Here is an 18,546-nt window from a genome sequence, read left to right as displayed (position 1 = left end):
TTCAAGGAGCCACGCCATGACACCCAAGCTGCTTATCATCAACGGCAACCCCAAACCCGACAGTCTCTGCCATGCCCTGGCCAGGGAGTATGCCCGCAGCGCCGAGGAGGGCGGCGCAGAAGTCACCCTGCATCACGTGGGGGAGCTCGCCTTCGAGCCGGATCTGCACCATGGCTATGACGAGGCGCAGCCACTCGAGCCCGATCTGCTGGCATTACAGCAGAGCCTGAAGCAGGCCCAGCATCTGGTCATCGTCGCCCCCCTCTGGTGGGGCCATCTGCCGGCCCGGCTCAAGGGCTTGCTGGATCGCACTTTGCTCTCCGGCTTCGCCTTCCAATATGTCAAGGGCAAGGCCCTTCCCGAGCGCCTGCTCGCCGGCAAGACGGCGCGCCTGCTGCTCACCATGGACAGCCCGCTCTGGTACTACCGCTGGTGGCTGGGCTCCCCGGTCGAGCGCACCCTCGACAAGCCCGTGCTGGGGCTCTGTGGCATCAAGCTGACCCATCGCCAGCATCTGGGGCCTGTCCATACCGCCAGCGAGCGGGAGCGACAGCGCTGGCTGGGCCGTGCCGAGGCTGCGGCTCGCCAGGATGTGCAGCGGCTGGCGCGGCGGCTAACCTAAGTCAGGGCGGCGGCGCCCCTGGTGACCAGGGTTGTCGGAAGCGGGGCCCAGAGAGACGGGCAAGGGAGCCTGGGGTGAAAAAGTCCTCGGCGGCCCGGCACCCTTGTGCTGTAGTAAGTGGGAATCCCCCTTGCTGGAGCCTTTTCGATGAACAAGATGTTGCTTGGTACCCTCGCCTTGATGCCGCTGCTGGCCAGTGCCGCTACCCCTTCCTTTGACTGCGCCAAGGCCCACAGCGCGGCCGAGCAGCTTGTCTGCCAGGACGCCGGGCTGGCGGCGCTGGATAACGAACTCGCCGCCCTCTATCCCAAGGCGCTGGCCAAGCTGTCGGCCGAGCAGCAGAAGACGGAGAAGGCGATGCAGCGCGGCTGGATCAAGGGGCGCAACGAGTGCTGGAAAGAGAGCGACTCGCGCCAATGCGTAGAGGAGAGCTACCAGCTGCGCATCACAGAGTTGCAGATCAAGGGGGGCCAGCTGATGGTGCCCAGCCCGGTCGACTACCAGTGCGACGGCGAGCTCCGGCTCTCGACCTACTTCTATAACGAGGCCAAGCGGCCCGCCGCCGTGATCAACCTGAGCGAGGGGGCGCAGCAGTCGCAGGTGCTCGCCTTTGAAGCCCCCAGCGCCAGCGGTGCCCGTTACGAGGGGCAGAATCTCACGCTGCTGACCAAGGGGAACGAAGCCAGTCTGGAGCGCTATGACCAACCCACCCGGCAGTGCCGGGTCAGCGGCCAATAAACCCGCGCCACCATGAAAAAGCCCCGCTGTTGCGGGGCTTCTTGTTTGCTGTCACAGGGGGTCATTTCACCGGGATGGCGTCAGGCATGGGAGTCTGGAACTCACGCTCTGCCTCGTCGAAGCGATCCAGCATGGCCTTGGAGGGCGCCTTGTCCAGCAGGCTGAACACCACTATGGCCAGGGTGGCGAAGACGAAGCCCGGGATGATTTCATACAGACCCAACCAACCGAACTGCTTCCAGACGATGACGGTCAGGGCACCGGCCAGCATGCCGGCCAGGGCGCCGTTGCGGGTCATGCGGGACCAGAGCACGGAGAGCAGCACCACGGGACCGAAGGCGGCACCGAAGCCGGCCCAGGCGTAGCTCACCAGCCCCAGCACCCGGTTCTCCGGGTTTACGGCCACGGCGATGGCGATAAGCGAAATCACCAGCACCATGGCGCGGCCGACCCACACCAGCTCTTTCTGAGAGGCATTCTTGCGCAGGAAGGGCTTGTAGAGATCTTCGGTGATGGCGCTGGAGCAGACCAGCAACTGGCAGCTCAGCGTACTCATCACGGCCGCCAGTATGGCGGAGAGCAGCACGCCGGCAATCCAGGGGTTGAACAGTATCTTGGAGAGCTCGATGAAGACGCGCTCCGGGTTGGCGGTGACGCCGGCAGCCTGCTCGGTGAAGGTGGAGAAGTAGGCCAGGCCGAAGAAGCCGATGGCCACGGCGCCGCCCAGGCAGAACACCATCCAGGTCATGCTGATGCGACGGGCGCTGGCCATGGAGTGGTGGGAGTCCGCCGCCATGAAGCGCGCCAGGATGTGGGGCTGGCCGAAGTAGCCGAGACCCCAGGCCATCAGGGAGATGATGGCGATGAAGTCCAGGTTCTTGAACATGTCGAGGTTGCTGGCGTTCTGCGCTGCCACCTGCACCATGGCGGTGTCGATGCCGCCGACGGCGATGATGACGAACACCGGGGTCAGGATCAGGGCGAAGATCATCAGGGTGGCCTGCACCGTATCTGTCCAGCTCACCGCGAGGAAGCCGCCGAAGAAGGTGTAGGTGATGGTGGCCGCGGCACCGACCCAGAGGGCGGTGTCATAGCTCATGCCGAAGGTGCTCTCGAACAGGCGGGCACCGGCCACCACGCCGGAGGCACAGTAGATGGTGAAGAACAGCAGGATCACCAGGGCGGAGAGGATGCGCAGCACCCGGCTCTTGTCCTCGAAGCGGTAGGTGAAGTAGTCCGGCAGGGTCAGGGCGTTGCGGTTCTTCTCGGTGTGAACCCGCAGCCGACCAGCCACCCAGCGCCAGTTGAAGTAGGCACCTATGGTGAGGCCGATGGCGATCCAGCTCTCGGAGATGCCGCCGATGAAGACGGCGCCAGGCAGGCCCATCAGGAGCCAGCCGCTCATGTCGGAGGCCCCGGCGGAGAGGGCTGTCACCCAGCTCCCCATGCGGCGGCCGCCGAGAATGTAGTCGTCAAAGTTACGGGTGGCGCGATAGGCGATGAAGCCGATCAGGACCATACCCAGGATGTACACCAGGAAGGTGATGAGCATTGGGGTGCTAGCTGTCATTCAAAACTCCGTTATGTGACTCTTGTACCCGTTCTCGCGACGGGCTCTTCCTTAAAAAACCGGCCTAGATTAATCAGCAGATCGCCTGATCACAACCACTTTTAACAAATAAAAAACACAGAGAAAACGTTTCACACCTAATCAAGTAACCAATCAAGAGGGGTTAGGCCGGATTTTATCCCGACGGTGCAAGGAGTTACCCGGGCAGCCCCTCCTTTACGCATCATAAAAAAGCCCCGACCTTGGCCGGGGCTCGACATCGAGGGCAACCGGATCAGCGGTTGATGGCGATGGGCATGCCGCTGCGCTGCTCCAGGGCCTGCTTGACCAGCTGGGAATCGCTGTCGGCGTGGGCGATGAAACGGGTCACCTCGGTCGACATGGACAAGGGCGCCGGCAGGCTGGAGTTGAACTCCTCCTGGCTGCGGGAGAGCGGCTGGTGCACTTCCAGGTAGCGGCTGCCATCCGGCTCGACCGAGGCCTTGATCGGTTGGTTCACGAACTGGACGCGGGTGCCGACCGGTACCTGCTTGAACAGATACTCGATGTCGTCGTTACGCAGGCGCACGCAGCCGTGGCTCACCCGCAAACCTATGCCGAACTGGGCATTGGTGCCGTGGATGGCGTACATCTTGCCGATGTAGAGGGCAAACAGCCCCATGGGGTTGTCCGGGCCGGCGGGCCAGACCGCAGGCAGGGTCTCGCCACGGGCGGCGTATCGGCATGCATCTTGGCCGTAGGGGTCCAGGTCGGGCCCGCCTTCTTGCGCTGCACGCTGGTCACCCAGTCTTCCGGGGTGTCGGTGCCGAGCTGGCCGATGCCGATGGGCAGCACCTCCACCACCTTCTTGCCTTTCGGATAGTAGTAGAGGCGCATCTCGGCCACGTTCAGCACTATGCCCTCGCGGGGGGCATCCGGCAGGATCAGCTGGTGCGGCACGACCAGCTTCTCGCCCGCCTGCAGCAGCAGGGGATCCGCCTTGGGGTTGGCTTCCAGCATGTTGGTCAAACCGAGCTGGAACTTGGCCGCGACCGCTTCCAGGGGCTGGCCCGCCTCTTCGGCCGGCACCACGTATTCCAGGTTCTCGCCCACCAGGCGGCTGTTGGCCGCAGGCAGGGCATATTCGACGGCAAGCACGGGCATGGCGGTCAGGAGCAGGCTGCAGCACAGTGCAGCCGCCGTGTTGTGGAGGAGCTTCATAACTTTCCTGTGATATTGGGTGATTCAGGACTCTGGCCAGGCCGGGGCGTGCGCGCCCGGGGCGAAGAGAAGGCCGCCATTTTTCTCCTCTGCACCGCAAATTTCAACCGACACGTGGTGACGGGTCGATGATTAATATGGCGTTTTACCCTGGGCTCATCCTGCAACAAGAATCAAATCACCCGTTCTTCCAGGTATGCATGTCATAACCGGTTGGCGATTGATGCAACCGCAGATGAAATTGCCCAATAATGGCGAATATATGGTCGAATATATCGGCCTGGATCCCTTCGTAATCGGCCCAGGCGGTGGTCGCCGTGAAGCAGTAGATCTCCAGCGGCAGGCCGTCGGAAGTCGGTGCCAGCTGGCGCACCATCAGGGTCATGTCCTTGCGAATGCCGGAATGGGCGTGCAAATAGGCATCCAGGTAGGCGCGCAGGGTGCCGAGGTTGGTGAGGTGACGGCCATTGATGGGGCAACTGATGGCGTCGCTGAGCTGCTGGTTGTAGCTGCTCAGCTCCTGCTCCTTGCGGCTGAGATAGGGGGCCAGCAATTTGGCCTGCTTGAGTGTCAGCTGCTCCTCGGCGGTCAGGAAGCGCACGCTGGTCATGTCGATGTTGACGCTGCGCTTGATGCGCCGGCCACCGGATTCCGTCATCCCCTGCCAGTTCTTGAAGGAGTCGGAGATCAGGGCATAGGTGGGGATGGTGGTGATGGTCTTGTCCCAGTTCGACACCTTGACCGTGGTGAGGCCGATGTCGGTCACCTCGCCATCGGCGCCGTACTTGTCCATCTGCAGCCAGTCACCGACGCTCAGCATGCGGTTGGCGGAGAGCTGGATCCCGGCCACCAGACCTAGGATGGGGTCCTTGAACACCAGCATCAGCACCGCAGTCATGGCCCCCAGGCCGCTGAACAGGAAGAGCGGCGACTTGCCGAGCAGCAGGGCTATCATCAGGATGCCGACCAGTATGCTGGCCACCAGTTTCACCCCCTGGAAGATGCCGCGCAGGGGCAGGTCCCGTCCAAGCCGGGTATAGCGGCTCACCGACAGCAGACAGTCGAGCAGGGCGAACAGGGCAAGCAGCAGGAACAGCAGGATCCAGAGCTGGGCCAGCATCTCGATAAGCTGCAGGCTGTCGGATGCCTTGGGCAGCCAGATCTCCGCCTGACCTAGCAGCACGGCCCCTTGCAGTACCAGGGCGAGCCGGTAGAAGAGCCGCTGCTGCAACTGGGGCGGCAGCCACACCTGCTTGGTCTTGCCGAGCAGCCCCACCAGGCGCACCAGCAGGATGCGGTGCAGCACCAGGTGCAGTGCCAATGCGGTCAGCACGATGAAGCTCAGGGCGATCACCAGCGCCATCATGGCGGTGACCTCCACCCCTAGACCGGACAACCAGTTGAAAAATATCTCCTTCATCTCTACCTCTGCGACGTGAAACTGCCGTCAGGGTACGTATCTGGCCCCTCATGTCAAATGACAGCTTGCTCAATGTGCCGCTGAAACGACAACGCCCGGCACAGGCCGGGCGTTGCTTCGGAGCGAGGGGGCCTTAGCCGACCAGGCTCAGGGCATCGCGGGCGATGACCAGCTCTTCGTTGGTGGGCATCACCAGGGCCAGGCGGCTGCCTTCGGCCGTGATGGGGCCTTCACCGCCCAGCACGGCGGCGTTGTTGGCCTCTTTATCGACCTTGAAGCCGAACAGGGCCAGCCGCGCCAGCACCATCTCGCGCACCATGGCGGCGTTCTCACCGATCCCGCCGGTGAACACCAGGGCGTCCAGGCGACCGTCCATGGCGGCGGCATAGGCCCCGACATACTTGGCTACCCGGTAGGTGAACACATCCAGCGCCCGCTTGGCGCCGGCGTCGGTGGCGTAGTTGGTGGTGACATAGCGGCAGTCGCTGCTCACCTCTGTCATCCCCAGCAGACCGGACTCGCGGGTCAGCACATGGTTGATCTCGTCCACGCTGTAGCCGAGCTGGTCGTGCATGAAGAAGACCACGGCGGGGTCTATGTCACCAGAGCGGGTGCCCATCGCCAGCCCTTCCAGCGGAGTCAGGCCCATGGAGGTATCGACGGACTCGCCGTTCTTGATGGCGCAGACGGAGGCGCCGTTGCCCAGGTGGCAGTTGATGATGTTGAGCTCGGACAGCGGCTTGCCCAGCGCCTTGGCGGTCTCTTCGGCGATGAAGCGGTGGGAGGTGCCGTGGGCGCCGTAACGACGGATGCCGTTCTCCTGATAGAGCTTGTAGGGCAGCGCGTAGAGGTAGGCTTCCTGCGGCAAGGTCTGGTGGAAGGCGGTGTCGAACACGGCCACGTTTTTCTCGGCCAGGGCCGGGAAGACCTTGAGGGCGGCACGGATGCCGATGAGGTGCGCCGGGTTGTGCAGGGGGGCGAACGGAATGGCGGCCTCGATGCCGGCGATCACGCCATCATCGATGCGAACGGAGCGGGAGAACTGCTCGCCACCGTGCACGATGCGATGGCCGATGGCGACCAGCTGCTCGGCGAGGGTCGGATCCTGGGGCAGGATGTGGCCCACTATGTGGTCAAGGGCGGCCTGGTGCGCGGCACCGGCGCCCAGCATGGCTTCGCCCTTGACTCCGTGGAGTTTCCATTTGATACGTGCGTCATCCAGATTGAAGCATTCGGCCAGGCCGGACAGCATGTCCTCACCTGTTTCGGCGTCCATTACGGCAAATTTCAGGGAAGAGCTACCGCAGTTAAGGATCAATACCAACTTGCTCATGTTCTACATCTTCCTGTGCTTCGGCTTTATGCCGACAGTGTCGTGTCATCCAACATGGATGGGATTCCCCTGCCGGGGGCGTTATGGTCGCAGGAAAGTGCGCCCAATTTTTCAAACTGTCTGGCGCCGACCATTGTCTGGCGCGCTCATCTTTCTCAAACTCTCTGGCACCGACCCATAGTCTGGCGCGCTCATCCTTTCAAACTCTCTAACGCCGACCGCCAACTCTGGTCCAGGCGCGCTTATCTTTCTCAAACGCTCTGGTGCAGACCCCGAGGCTGGCACACTCATCGAATCGTCAATGCGGGACAGGCCAGCGCCCATTCGACGCGGTCCTGTCCTGGCGGGTGCCCGGGCACCCGGCGCTGCGGCTCAGACCGAGGTCAGCAGCGACTGGTGGACCTTGACGACCAGCTTCTTCACCAAGCCTGGGGTAGTCAGGGTACAGAGAGGGCGATGCAGTTCTCCCGGCCAGAAGATGGCAAAGTCGCCGGGCTGCAACGCCAGATAACTGGTCTGGTCGTCATCGACGAACCAGAGATCGGGGTGGGGATGATCGGCGCCGTCGCTCACATAGGCATGGGGCCCGACGCCGATCCACTCCTCCCCCCGCAGCAGCAGCTGGATATCCAGATACTGCTCATGAAACTCGCCGCGGCGATCCGCGACCGGCTCTGTCAGCGCTTCGCTCACCAGACAGAACAGCTTGAGGCCGTCTATGTCCTGCTTGCCAAGGGGCGCCTCACGCCAGTGGGCAAGGCTCTTCACCACCTCGGCCATGATGCGGGCCAGCGGCGCGGGCAAGGGGGTGCGTTGCAAGGTATCCAGACTGCCGGTGATCATGGGGTTCGCATCCTTAGGTATATCTGCCGTCTATCTTTGTCCATCAATGAAAAAGGACCCCTAAAGGTCCTTATCCAGCGTCGTCTGCCATCCGTGCAGACTCGAAAAGCGCCTGGTTCATCTTGTTGGCGCCGGGTCACTGTTGCACAGTCGCCCGCCCCTTGCCAAGAGATACCCGCTCAATCACCCGATGATCGTACCAGTTGAAACAATATTATTCACTAGTCCATTGCCACCGACTTTGACCAGACGCAAAAACGGGAGCATCTGCTCCCGTTTTTTTCACCGAATCGGCGTCATTCAAACCTTGCTGGCGTTCTCCACCGGCTTGGCGTACATGGCACGCCAGATGGCCTTATGTTCTTCCGGCACTTCCGACTGACGGGTCAGGAAGGCGGTCTGCTCTATGGTGCTGGCCTTGCCGGGCACATCCGCGGCCAGGTAGTTGCCGGGGAAGAGGCGATAGCTGCTCCAGATCGCCTTGTCGATGAGCGCGGCCAGTTCGTCCGGATCGCTGAAGCCCTCGGTAATGGGGGCGCCGAAGGAGACATGTACCCGCCCCTTCTGACCGACGATGCCGGCGACTATGCTCTCGATGTCCTCGAACTCGCCCTTCTCGTAGCTGCCGTTGACCGACTTCTCGTACAGCTCGCGCGCCTTGGCCTTGTCGGTGGGATCCACCTCGTAGCTGATGCTGACCGGCACTATGTTGAGGCTGCGCATGTAGTCGACGAAGTCGATCTTCTGCTTCTTGCCATCCACATAGAACATCTTGAGGATGGCCGGATCCGTCTTGTCGTCCCCGTTCTTGGCGCGCCCTTCCTTCTGGGCGATCCAGATGGAGTGGCCTTCGTGCACCGACTGGCCTATGTAGGCCGACAGCTCGCCGAGGGCCTTCATCATCTCCCGCGGCCCCTTGGCGGAGCGCTTGACGATGAAGCTCTTGTTGAGCTTCATCAGCTCGGTGGCACAGGGCTTGCGCAGCAGGTTGTCGCCGATGGCGATGCGCACCGTATCGAAGCCATGGGTGTGCAGCCCCCAGTTGACGAACGCCGGATCCATGGCGATGTCCCTGTGGTTGGAGACGAACAGGTAACCCTGCTCCTTCTTCAGATGCTCGAGCCCAGAGAAGCTCACCCCCTGGGTGGAGGTGGCTATCATGCGACTCATGTAGCGGGTCACCCCCATCTGCACCTGATGGATGGTGCTGACCTTGGCCCACTTGTGGCGCAGGAACTGGCGGATCAGCGGGCGAATGGCCCAGCCCAGCCAGCTCATCAGGGAACCGAAACGGTATTTGGCGATGGCGCCGATAAACTCGTCATCCTGGATCAGCCGCTCGATGGCAGCCGGCACTTCGTCATCGCGATAGGGGCGAATGTCCGCGAATCTATCTACTTCAGTCACAATGTCAGCCTTGCATGTATGGAGTCGCGACCAGCTGCTGCTGGCCGGGAAAATTCAGGGCGCAATTTTACACGCTTTTGGGGTCAGGGGTATGAGAGGCATACAGATAGTGCGATCTTGCCGTGAAAAAGCCGCCAAAACCCGGGGAGCCAGGATCCGGGACGGCCTGCGCCCATGGCTTGGCGAGGGACTGGTCCCGCACTAAGAAAGCCACAGGCTCCTCAACCGGCCGGATTGAGCAGCGCGGTGAGGACGTGGTCCTCCCAGCGGCCGTTGATCATCAGGTAGTCCCGGGCATAGCCTTCCTGCTCGAACCCGAGACGCGCCAGCAGGGCGCCACTGCGCCGGTTCACCGGCATGTAGCTCGCCATGATGCGGTGCAGGTCGCGCTCCCGAAACAGGTAGTCGATGCCGGCGGCCACCACCTCCTGCATCAGCCCCTGCCCCTCGTGATCCTGGTCGATGGCATAACCCAGATGGCATGCCTTGAACATGCCCATCATGATGTGGGTGAAGTTGCAGGTGGCGAGCACCCGCTCCCCTTTGGGATCGAGCGCCACCAGTTGCACGGCGCTGCCATCGAAAAACTGGCCATAACCGTCGCGCAGCCGCCCCTGCCAGTGACCCAGGGTATAGAAGCTCTCGTCCCGTCTCGGCTCCCAGGGCTGCAGATGGGTGCGGTTGCGCCGGTAGAAATCCAGCATCAGCTCGGCCCGCTCCGGGGGCAGGACAGTCAGCCGGGTGCGGGCCGTGGTGATATGGGGCAGGGTCAGCATTGTGCCTCCCCATACTGGCCATGCAGGGTGCCAGCGACCCGGCTGTGCCGGGACCCCATCAGTGATCCCTTTCCCGCAGCCTGAGCCAGTCATCTCGCAGCAGACCATAGTGGACATGATCCACCACCCTGTCAGCCAGCCGCTCCGACCGCCGGGTGATCCCCTCCTGCTGCATGCCGAGCCGCTCGCACACAGCCCGGCTGGGCTCGTTCTCCAGCGCGGCGCTGATCTCCACCTTCTCCATCCCCATCTCCTCGAAGGCGTGATGGATCAGGGCCTGACAGGCCCGGGTGATGATGCCATTGCCCTGCCAGCGCTCCGCCAGCCAGTAGCCGATGCTGACCTTGGCCAGCCCCTGATCGATCTGGTTGTAACCGATGACACCGACCACCTCCCCCTGATACTCGATGGCGGTGGTCAGCCCCTCGCCTCGGGCAAATTTCTCGATGGCGTGGCGAATGAAGGTGGCGCTGTCGGAGGGCTGCTGGATATGGGGCACCCAGGGCAGCCACTGGGAGAGATAGTCGCGATTGCGCTGACAGAGGCGAAAGAGTTCGCTGGCCATGTCGGGCTGCAGAAACAGGAGCGCCAGCTCGTCATCCAGTTGCCATGAAAACATTGCTCCTCCCCCGCCTTTGGTCCGGCATCCGCCGTCATGGGAGCCAATGTAGTCAATCAATCCCTTGTTTGCCAAGGACTTTCGGCGCCTGTCACCGGCAGGCAATCCCCATATGGATGTGCCCATTTGGGCACTATTTTGGGCCTTGCAGCAATCAGCCCTTCCCTTGGCACAAGTCACCACATTCATAACGAATTTCAGCAGACAAGGATGGCAACAGTCAGATCTGCTACGCCTTCATGCTGCTCTGTCACATATGACAGGCAGTTATTTCAGACCACCGCACTAGTGTAAGAGCGCCGGGCAACGGACCCGGCGTGCAATCTTCATCGACTAAGGAAAGACGAGATGAACAAAGTCTATTTGGCCGTGGTACTGGCCTGCTGGGGAAGCGCCGCCATAGCGGCAGAACAGGTGGAAGTGAACCAGGTCTCAGACCTGACCGGCGCTGTGAGCGGAGCCGCCAGGATCGGCACCCTCGCCATAGGGGATGGCGAGTTTCGCCAGGTACGGGTCGTCAAGCTGCCCAACGGCCAGCAGCGAGTGCGTTATGAGCAGACCTGGCAAGGCATCCCGGTCTGGGGTCAGGTGCTGGTGGCCAATCAGGCCCTGGGGGGCCAGGTCAACCAGGTGTCCGGCTCCATGCTGCGCAAGATAGATGCCGACCTGACGGGCCCGACCGCCACCCTATCCCCTGCCGATGCCGCCCTCAAGGCCCGCGCCGGAGCCAAGGGCAGCAACGAGCGGGTCAAGCTGTTCGTGATGCAGGATGAGACCGGTCAGGCCCGCCTGGTCTACCTGGTCTCCTGGCTGGCGGCGAGCGAACAGCCCAGCCGTCCCTTCGTGATGATCGATGCCCAGAGCGGCAGCGAGCTCAAGCGCTGGGAGGGGATCAACCACCAGGACGCCACAGGCCCTGGGGGCAACCTCAAGACCGGCAAGTACTTCTATGGCGCCGATTTTGGTCCCCTCAAGGTGGATGACAGCTGCCGCATGAGCAGCAGCAACGTGGACACCATCAACCTCAATCACGCCACCAGTGGGGGCGCAGTGCACCAGTTCAGCTGCCCAGAGAACACCATCAAGGAGATCAACGGCGCCTACTCCCCCCTCAACGATGCCCACTACTTCGGCAACGTGGTGTTCGACATGTACCGCAACTGGTACAACACGGCGCCGCTGAGCTTCAAGCTCAAGATGCGGGTGCACTACGGCCGCAACTACGAGAACGCCTTCTGGGACGGCAGCCAGATGACCTTCGGTGACGGTGCCACCACCTTCTATCCGCTGGTGAGCCTGGACGTGGCGGCCCACGAGGTGAGCCACGGCTTCACCGAGCAGAACTCGGGGTTGGTCTACTCGGGTCAGTCGGGCGGCATCAACGAGGCCTTCTCCGACATGGCGGGGGAAGCGGCCGAGAACTACATGAAGGGCAGCAACGACTGGCTGGTGGGGGCCCAGATCTTCAAGGGCAACGGCTCCCTGCGCTACTTCGAGGATCCGACCCGGGACGGCAGCTCCATCGGCCATGCCAGCGATTACTATGATGGCATCGACGTGCATCACAGTTCGGGGGTCTACAACCGCGCCTTCTACCTGCTGGCCAACACCAACGGCTGGAACACCCGCAAGGCCTTTGAAGTGTTCGTGCTGGCCAACCGCCTCTACTGGGGTGCCAACACCAGCTTCGATCAGGGTGCCTGCGGCGTGACCAGGGCGGCCACGGATCTGGGCTACAGCCTGACCGACATCGCCACCGCCTTCACCGCGGTCGGGGTCAACGCCAGCTGTGGCGCCACGCCCCAGCCCGACAAGGTGCTGCAAAACGGGGTAGCTGTGACCAATCTCACCGCCGCCAAGGAGGGCAAGCTGAACTACACCGTCGAGGTGCCGACCGGCAAGAGCCAACTGGTGATCGCCAGCAGCGGCGGCACAGGGGACGCGGATCTCTACGTGAAGTTCGGCTCGGCCCCGACCAGCAGCAGCTATGACTGCCGCCCCTACAAGAGCGGCAACGCCGAAACCTGCACCCTGAACGCGCCCAAGGCCGGGACCTGGCACGTGCAGTTGAGCGGTTTCAGTGCCTTCTCGGGGGTGAGCCTCAAGGCCAGCTACTGATCCCGAATGTCAGTGAAGGGAGAGCGCCGGACTTGTCCGGCGTTTTTTTATGCGGGCTTACCCGACCAGCGCCGGGCCAGGGTGCGCGCCGCCTCCAGCACCCGCTCCTTGGCGGGGTTGGGCCGCTTGCCGCTGCGCCAGGCCATCATCACGTCCCAGTGATCCGGCGGCAGATCCGTCACATCCAGTTTCACCAGACGACCAAACTCCAGATCCCGGGTGATGGCGAGCGCCGGCATCAGGGTGATGAAGCCATGCTCCAGCGCCAGCTCCCGCGCCGCACTGGCGGGCTGGATGGCGTGCAGCGGGCTCGCCACCTGGCGCAGCAGCCGCAGTTGCAGGATCAGCTCGTCGCAGCCTGTGCCCCACTGCTGGGGGGCCAGCCGCTCGTTGGCGATGTCCTGCAGGGTCAGCCCCTGCCGTCCGGCCAGCGGGTGGGTGGCGCAGGCCACGGCGATGATGGGGGAGCGATAGAGCAGCTCGAGCTGGATGCCCGCGATGGCGGGACACTTGAGGATGAAACCGACGTCGGTCTCGCCGGTCAGCAGCTCCTGCATGATGACGCCGGAGTGATCCGTGCTGCAGCGGATCTCGAAAGCCTCGTCGACCAGAGCCAGCAGCAAGGGACCAAACACGACCGTGGTCAGGGAGGGAAGGCAGGAGAGCCGGATCCGCGGCAAGGCGGGTGCCCCCTGCATCGCCAGCCGCCCCCCTTCCAGGGCACTCAAAGCGCTGGTGGCCGCCGGCAGGAACTGCTCGCAGGCCGGTGTGGGGGTGGCGCCACGGCGGTGACGGCGGAACAGGGACTGGCCCAGCTCCTGCTCCAGCACGGCGATCCGCTGGCTGACCATGGGTTGTGACCAGCCGCGAATGGCCGCCACCTTGCTGAAGCTGCCACGGTTGGCCACATCCAGCAGCAATTGCAAATCGTCGAGTGTCACAGCCATAACCAAATCCAATATGAAATATAGCCAGTTGTCGGCTACCACTATATCTGGAGCCCCACCAGAATAGCAGCATCAATCGTCGTGAAATGGCAGAACGCCAGCGAGTCAGGGACTTATCGTCGCCCTTGGCTCTGTTTGGTGACGGCGCCATTCGGATAATGAGTACACAACAAATAATGTCATCGAAGCAAGCAGGGGTATAAGGGTCATGGTGGAGCGGGCGAGGCGGTTGGGGCGGTGGTTCTTGGCATTGGATTCCCTCTTGGTGATCCTGGGGTTCTTCGTGGTGATGCCCATGATAAGCCTGCGATTCGTGGACCAGCTTGGCTGGGCCGCCGGTGTGGTCGGGCTGGCGCTGGGCCTGCGTCAATTGACCCAGCAGGGGCTCGGAGTATTTGGTGGCTCGCTCGCCGACAAGTTCGGGGCCCGTCCGCTCATCGTCTGCGGCATGTTGCTGCGGGCGCTGGGCTTTGCCAGCCTGGCCTACGCCCAGAGCGGGCTTGAACTCATAGTCTCCTGCATCATCTCGGGGCTCGGCGGCTGCCTGTTCGATCCCCCCCGCGCCGCCCTGGTGATCAAGTTCACCCGCCCGCGGGAGCGCGGCCGCTACATCTCCTTGCTGATGATGCTGGAGAGCGCCGGCGCCGTGGTGGGGGCCCTGCTCGGCAGCTGGCTGCTCAACTTCGACTTTGAATATGTCTGCCTGCTGGGGGCCGGCCTGTTCGTCTGCGCGGCCCTGTGCAACCTGCTGATCCTGCCCCCCTACAAACTCTCCCTGCGCCCGACGCCGATCCGGACAGGCCTCGGCCAGGTGCTGGCGGACAAGGCCTTCTGCCGGCTGGTGCTCATCCTGAGCGGCTACTACGCGCTCTGGGTACAGGTGATGCTGATCTTCCCCATCCTGGTCAAGCAGATGGCGGGCAGCACCACGGCGGTGGGCTGGATGTATACCCTGGAGACGGCCATCTCCCTGGCTCTGCTCTACCCCCTTGCCCGTTACGGCGAGCGCCACTTCAAGCTGGAAAACCGCCTGATGGCGGGGGTGTTGCTGATGACGGCAGGGATAGGGCTGGTGGCCTTTGCCACCACCTTGCCCGCCGTCTTCATGCTGCTTGCCTGCTTCTATCTCGGCATCGTCATCGCCGAGCCGGCGCGGGAGACGCTCATGACCAAGCTGGCCCAGCCGGGGGCGCGCGGCAGCTACATGGGGTTCAGTCGCCTGGGTCTGGCGCTGGGTGGCATGACGGGTTACGTGGGGGGCGGCGCCCTGCACGACTGCGCCATGGCCCAGGGACAACCCTGGCTGCCCTGGCTGGTGCTCGGCACCGTCGGCGTCACCACCCTGCTGCTGCTGGTGAACTGCTTTCAGCGCGATTCCCGTCTGGCCCAGGTCAATGCCTGATCCTTGAGCACCCAATGCGGATGACCCCGGGGCGCCCCTCGTTCGAGTCGGCGCCCTTCTTTTACCCGGCAACACAGGGTCTGCAGCCCCCTCCCCTGACCTGCATACCCCCCTCTTTCCTTCACCCCACTTTCCATCACCCCACAAGCCGAATGACGCACATAAAAAAAGCGGCAGATTGCTCTGCCGCTTTGTGTCCATCTGGCTGGCTTACTTGTCGATATCCAGCAGATTGTTGTTCAACATGTAGTCGATGACCTGGTTGGCCGTGGACCCCGATCCCCCGGTCAGGGTGTCGAAGGTGTGGTTCACCAGCACTATCTCCTGGGTCACCGCTGCCGCGCTGCTCTCTTTCACCTGCAGGTGCACCCCTTCGCTGTCCTGGAACACAGAGAGCAGGCTCTTCAGGGAGCTCTGGTTCTTGCTGCCATCGCTGTCGAGCAGGTCACTCAGATCCAGCTTGTCCCCTTCGGCCTTGGAGAAATCGACCACATAGTCCTTGGCAACGGAGCCTGCGACCGTGTCCCCCTTCAGCCAGGTGAAGGTGTCAGCCCCGGCATCTCCCTTGAGAACGTCGTTGCCAAGCCCACCGATGAGGATGTCGTTGCCCAGCCCGCCACTCAGTATGTCATTGCCGGTCCCGCCATAGAGGGTGTCGTTGCCAGCATCGCCGGAGAGTTCGTCGTTACCTCCCTGGCCGAAGAGGATGTCGTCTCCCAGGCCACCATACAGCTTGTCATGTCCGCCACGAGTATCACCCGCGACATCAAATGACTTGGCATTGGCCTTGATATATTCGTACAGCTCTACGGTGCTGGGGGCATAGCCGTTCTTCAAGGTCAGGAACTGGGTCAAGCCATCCAGTCCCTTGCCATTGACCCAGTCCGTCGGCTTGGCCGGATTGCCCGCCGCGCCCCAGGGCAGATAATCTGTGTTAATGGCATCGCCAAACAGGATGTCGTTGCCTGCGCCGCCCTTGACCGTATCCGAACCAACCTCTGCGGGAGTATTCGTCACCGAGCCACCCACAAGCACGGCCTGGAGATCCTCGGCCTTGGTGATAATGTCGGGTTGACCGATCGGCGGGTACGTCACCTTGCCGAGGTTATCTATCACCAGCGTGGCCGATGTGTTATCCCACCAATCTTCTACATCATTCAATGTAAAGACATAGCGATAATCGCCTGCGGCCAGAGGACCACTGTCGATCATCCCTGTCGTATTTAAAGCACTACCGACATTGACCCAGCTCGAGCCATTCAAACGCTGTAATTGCACCGAGAAACTGTCACCGGAAGAAAAATCGCGATCTGTAGACAAATCAAAGCGGATGCCATTACCTGCAGCGACCGCCAGTGTTGCACTGGTAAAGATCGACGCACCGGAAGAGGCTTTATCAGTCAACTCAATCTTGTCGTTGTCTCTCACAACGGTGCCGGAGCTATCGCCAGCTTTACCCCAACTGCTCGCTCTCCACACACCACTATTACTCGAGAAGTCATTCAGTATTTGCGACTGGCCATATTGACTGCCCGCACCGGTCACCTGGGTATTGTCGAAATACTTCAGGTTACCCTCCGTCACACCGGTACCTATGCCAATCGCCTTGACCTCGCTCAATCCCGACAGAGATGTAAAGGCGTCGATTGCCTTCTGCATGTCGGCATCATTCGTGGTACCACCAGACGAGGAGTCGCCGTTGTGCACAGTGGGATCGCCATCGGTCAGGAAGTAGGTCAGGTTTTCGAATTTCAGGCCTGTCCCGCTACCCGGCTTGGTATTGAACCACTCGGTCGCCTTGATGAAGGCATCCTCGTAGTTGGTCGCCCCATTGGCAGACAGGGTCGTGATCTTGTTGATCAGCGTCTGCAGGTTTGCCGAGTTGAGATCTTCGATCTTCAACATATTGCTGGCCGACCCGGCGAAACCGATCAGCGTCACGTTGACCACGCCATCGTGGCTGGTCAGCTGGTTGGCCAACACTTTCAGTGCATTGATCGTCAATGTCATCCGATCCTGACCTGAACTGGGATTCTGACTCCCATTGAGGCCATATTTCATGCTGCCTGAGGTATCCACAATCAAGGCGACATTGTAATTCTTGCCAGGCTCGACCGACGTCTTGATGCCACCTATATCGCCCAGCAGCACATCATCACCACCGCCGCCATCAACGCTGTTGTCACCATTCGGATTGGCCGGTTTGATCATGAAGCCGGCGTCTGCCTCGGTAAATTTCACTTCACCCGAGATAGGTTGACCATTCATGTCGTACTCTTGCGAGCCCGCCACAACGGTAACCTTGATATTCTGGCTACCGACCGGCAGTTCAACCTGCAGCGACAATTTGCCATCCTGATCCAGCATGCTGGCTGGCACCTTCCAACTGCCGTCAGCCTGCAGAGTACCGCCGGAGACCTCAGTCCCCTGCGGCAGTCCCTTGATGGTCAGCTCGGTAAAGCGCTCGCTACCGTCTGTGTCTATCAAGTCAGCATCTATCTTCAGGGTTGCAAGGTCGGCAACCTTGCTCAGCTGGCCACCCTCAAACTCGTACTTGCCATCTTGAAGATAGAGGGTTTCGACACTGTAGAAGTCATGGTTGGTCACCGCCCCAGTGACGGGGTCTGTATAGACAAGCCGGTAGTCGCAGCTGTTGGGTAAACCGGTCGTGACCAGTTTCAGCGCCTTCATAGAGCCGGGCATGTAGGCAACATCCTGGCCGTCACCACCGTAATAGGAAGTGGTTGCCTTCAGGCTTTGAGAGATAAGCGTGTCGTTGCCCCCATCCCCCTGCAGCTTGACCGAGGACGTTGCATTCTTGCCACCGATCAGAATGTCATCTCCGTCACCGCCAATCAGGTGCTCATTGACGCTGGCCCCACCGATCAGGGTGTCGTTGCCAGCCCCACCGATAGCCTGGAAGCTTGTACCGCTGCCGAACTTGATCGTGTCGTTGCCAGCCCCGCCATCTACCCAGGTGCCATTGCTGGAAACCAGATAATCATTCCCCCCGGTCGGGTTCGATGATGGATTTTTGCCTTGCAAGGAGTCCAGGATCTCTTCCACTTTCGCCGCACCCGGAGTCAAACCGCCACTCAACAGCTCAACCTTGAGTGTCACGCCATCAACCACTGGCTTGATATCAATAACGAACTTGGCGTTGTCACTGGAATTGACACCATCGCTTATCTGGAAGTCGAAGCTGGCGTAGTCACCCTTCATATTGCCGACGTCCTCACCGCTGCCCTTGTCGGCGTCGTTGCTCGATTCGTGGGCACCAGGCACGAAACGCAGACGGCTGTGCGCGATGTCATCATAAGAGATGAGATCCCCCTCCTTCACGGCAACCCACAGCCCCTTATCATTGAGGTATTCGAGAGTGCCATTCTTCGGCAGGGTGTTGATCAGCACCTTCAGAGCCGACTCTTCATGATCCTCGTCGTGGGCACCAAACTGGGCCCAGGTCAGCACCTGAGGCTCATCTTCCTGCCCAGTACTGTGACCCCCTGTGGCCGTCGGTGCGTCGTTGACCAGTTCCACCGCCGGCGTGG

The 18,546-nt window shown here is 61.7% G+C and carries 13 protein-coding genes and 1 pseudogene; 4 read left to right on the top strand and 10 right to left on the bottom strand.

Annotated features, from left to right (window positions below; genetic code table 11):
* Positions 1-16 precede the first annotated feature (16 nt).
* Both ACF2JD_RS15055 and ACF2JD_RS15050 read left to right on the top strand, forming a co-directional pair.
* The gene (locus ACF2JD_RS15055; RefSeq protein ID WP_440987712.1) at positions 17-622 is read left to right on the top strand and encodes an NAD(P)H-dependent oxidoreductase; all 606 of its coding nucleotides are present in this window, start codon (positions 17-19) and stop codon (positions 620-622) included.
* Between the two features lie 147 nt (positions 623-769).
* Positions 770-1,360, top strand: coding sequence for an MliC family protein (locus ACF2JD_RS15050; RefSeq protein WP_440987711.1), 591 nt, complete (start codon positions 770-772; stop codon positions 1,358-1,360).
* A gap of 61 nt (positions 1,361-1,421) precedes the next feature.
* Here ACF2JD_RS15050 and putP read toward each other — a convergent pair whose 3' ends face one another.
* From putP to ACF2JD_RS15010, 8 genes and pseudogenes are all read right to left on the bottom strand, one after another.
* Entirely contained in the window at positions 1,422-2,930 is a 1,509-nt protein-coding gene (gene putP, locus ACF2JD_RS15045) for a sodium/proline symporter PutP (RefSeq protein WP_163147105.1), read from the bottom strand.
* Positions 2,931-3,204: 274 nt separating this feature from the next.
* Positions 3,205-4,130 (bottom strand): annotated as a pseudogene (locus ACF2JD_RS15040) (L,D-transpeptidase family protein).
* Positions 4,131-4,308: 178 nt separating this feature from the next.
* Positions 4,309-5,550 carry a mechanosensitive ion channel domain-containing protein gene (locus tag ACF2JD_RS15035; protein WP_440987710.1) on the bottom strand — a complete coding sequence of 414 codons (1,242 nt, stop codon included), beginning with the start codon at positions 5,548-5,550 and terminating at the stop codon, positions 4,309-4,311.
* Positions 5,551-5,683: 133 nt separating this feature from the next.
* The gene (locus ACF2JD_RS15030; protein WP_042648912.1) at positions 5,684-6,883 is read right to left on the bottom strand and encodes an acetate kinase; all 1,200 of its coding nucleotides are present in this window, start codon (positions 6,881-6,883) and stop codon (positions 5,684-5,686) included.
* A gap of 372 nt (positions 6,884-7,255) precedes the next feature.
* Positions 7,256-7,726 carry a YhcH/YjgK/YiaL family protein gene (locus ACF2JD_RS15025; RefSeq protein ID WP_025325895.1) on the bottom strand — a complete coding sequence of 157 codons (471 nt, stop codon included), beginning with the start codon at positions 7,724-7,726 and terminating at the stop codon, positions 7,256-7,258.
* 300 nt (positions 7,727-8,026) lie between these two features.
* Entirely contained in the window at positions 8,027-9,133 is a 1,107-nt protein-coding gene (locus ACF2JD_RS15020) for a 1-acyl-sn-glycerol-3-phosphate acyltransferase (RefSeq protein WP_025325894.1), read from the bottom strand.
* 221 nt (positions 9,134-9,354) lie between these two features.
* Positions 9,355-9,906, bottom strand: coding sequence for a ribosomal protein S5-alanine N-acetyltransferase (rimJ, locus tag ACF2JD_RS15015; protein ID WP_289985140.1), 552 nt, complete (start codon positions 9,904-9,906; stop codon positions 9,355-9,357).
* Positions 9,907-9,967: 61 nt separating this feature from the next.
* Positions 9,968-10,528, bottom strand: a complete 561-nt coding sequence (locus ACF2JD_RS15010; RefSeq protein ID WP_289985112.1) for a GNAT family N-acetyltransferase — start codon at positions 10,526-10,528, stop codon at positions 9,968-9,970.
* Between the two features lie 348 nt (positions 10,529-10,876).
* On the opposite strand from ACF2JD_RS15010, the gene ACF2JD_RS15005 reads away from it, so the two are divergent.
* On the top strand, positions 10,877-12,646 hold the full coding sequence (locus tag ACF2JD_RS15005) for a M4 family metallopeptidase (protein WP_440987709.1): 1,770 nt from the start codon (positions 10,877-10,879) through the stop codon (positions 12,644-12,646).
* 47 nt (positions 12,647-12,693) lie between these two features.
* Here ACF2JD_RS15005 and ACF2JD_RS15000 read toward each other — a convergent pair whose 3' ends face one another.
* A complete protein-coding gene (locus ACF2JD_RS15000) occupies positions 12,694-13,593 on the bottom strand; it encodes a LysR family transcriptional regulator (RefSeq protein WP_025325890.1) in 900 nt (299 codons plus the stop codon).
* A 208-nt stretch (positions 13,594-13,801) separates the two neighbouring features.
* Here ACF2JD_RS15000 and mdtH point away from each other — a divergent pair, with 208 nt between their 5' ends.
* A complete protein-coding gene (gene mdtH, locus ACF2JD_RS14995; RefSeq protein WP_440987708.1) occupies positions 13,802-14,995 on the top strand; it encodes a multidrug efflux MFS transporter MdtH in 1,194 nt (397 codons plus the stop codon).
* 210 nt (positions 14,996-15,205) lie between these two features.
* Here the strand turns inward: mdtH and ACF2JD_RS14990 are convergent, their stop codons facing one another.
* Positions 15,206-18,466 (bottom strand): type I secretion C-terminal target domain-containing protein, encoded by a 3,261-nt coding sequence (locus ACF2JD_RS14990; RefSeq protein WP_440987707.1) that lies wholly within the window; start codon positions 18,464-18,466, stop codon positions 15,206-15,208.
* Between the last annotated feature and the right edge of the window lie 80 nt (positions 18,467-18,546).

Origin of the sequence: Aeromonas ichthyocola (assembly GCF_046087985.1) — a bacterium.
Lineage (GTDB): Bacteria > Pseudomonadota > Gammaproteobacteria > Enterobacterales > Aeromonadaceae > Aeromonas > Aeromonas rivipollensis.
The sequence above is the reverse complement of the archived record's forward strand: the minus strand, read 5'-3'. Positions and strand labels throughout refer to the sequence as shown.

What these genes read in the sequence shown, in the direction of transcription:
- ACF2JD_RS15050 (WP_440987711.1), top strand. Translation starts at nt 770, where the DNA reads ATGAACAAGATGTTGCTTGGTACCCTCGCCTTGATGCCGCTGCTGGCC.
- ACF2JD_RS15005 (WP_440987709.1), top strand. Translation starts at nt 10,877, where the DNA reads ATGAACAAAGTCTATTTGGCCGTGGTACTGGCCTGCTGGGGAAGCGCC.
- ACF2JD_RS15055 (WP_440987712.1), top strand. Translation starts at nt 17, where the DNA reads ATGACACCCAAGCTGCTTATCATCAACGGCAACCCCAAACCCGACAGT.
- ACF2JD_RS15030 (WP_042648912.1), bottom strand. Translation starts at nt 6,883, where the DNA reads ATGAGCAAGTTGGTATTGATCCTTAACTGCGGTAGCTCTTCCCTGAAA.
- mdtH (WP_440987708.1), top strand. Translation starts at nt 13,802, where the DNA reads ATGGTGGAGCGGGCGAGGCGGTTGGGGCGGTGGTTCTTGGCATTGGAT.
- ACF2JD_RS15000 (WP_025325890.1), bottom strand. Translation starts at nt 13,593, where the DNA reads ATGGCTGTGACACTCGACGATTTGCAATTGCTGCTGGATGTGGCCAAC.
- ACF2JD_RS15025 (WP_025325895.1), bottom strand. Translation starts at nt 7,726, where the DNA reads ATGATCACCGGCAGTCTGGATACCTTGCAACGCACCCCCTTGCCCGCG.
- putP (WP_163147105.1), bottom strand. Translation starts at nt 2,930, where the DNA reads ATGACAGCTAGCACCCCAATGCTCATCACCTTCCTGGTGTACATCCTG.
- ACF2JD_RS15010 (WP_289985112.1), bottom strand. Translation starts at nt 10,528, where the DNA reads ATGTTTTCATGGCAACTGGATGACGAGCTGGCGCTCCTGTTTCTGCAG.
- ACF2JD_RS15035 (WP_440987710.1), bottom strand. Translation starts at nt 5,550, where the DNA reads ATGAAGGAGATATTTTTCAACTGGTTGTCCGGTCTAGGGGTGGAGGTC.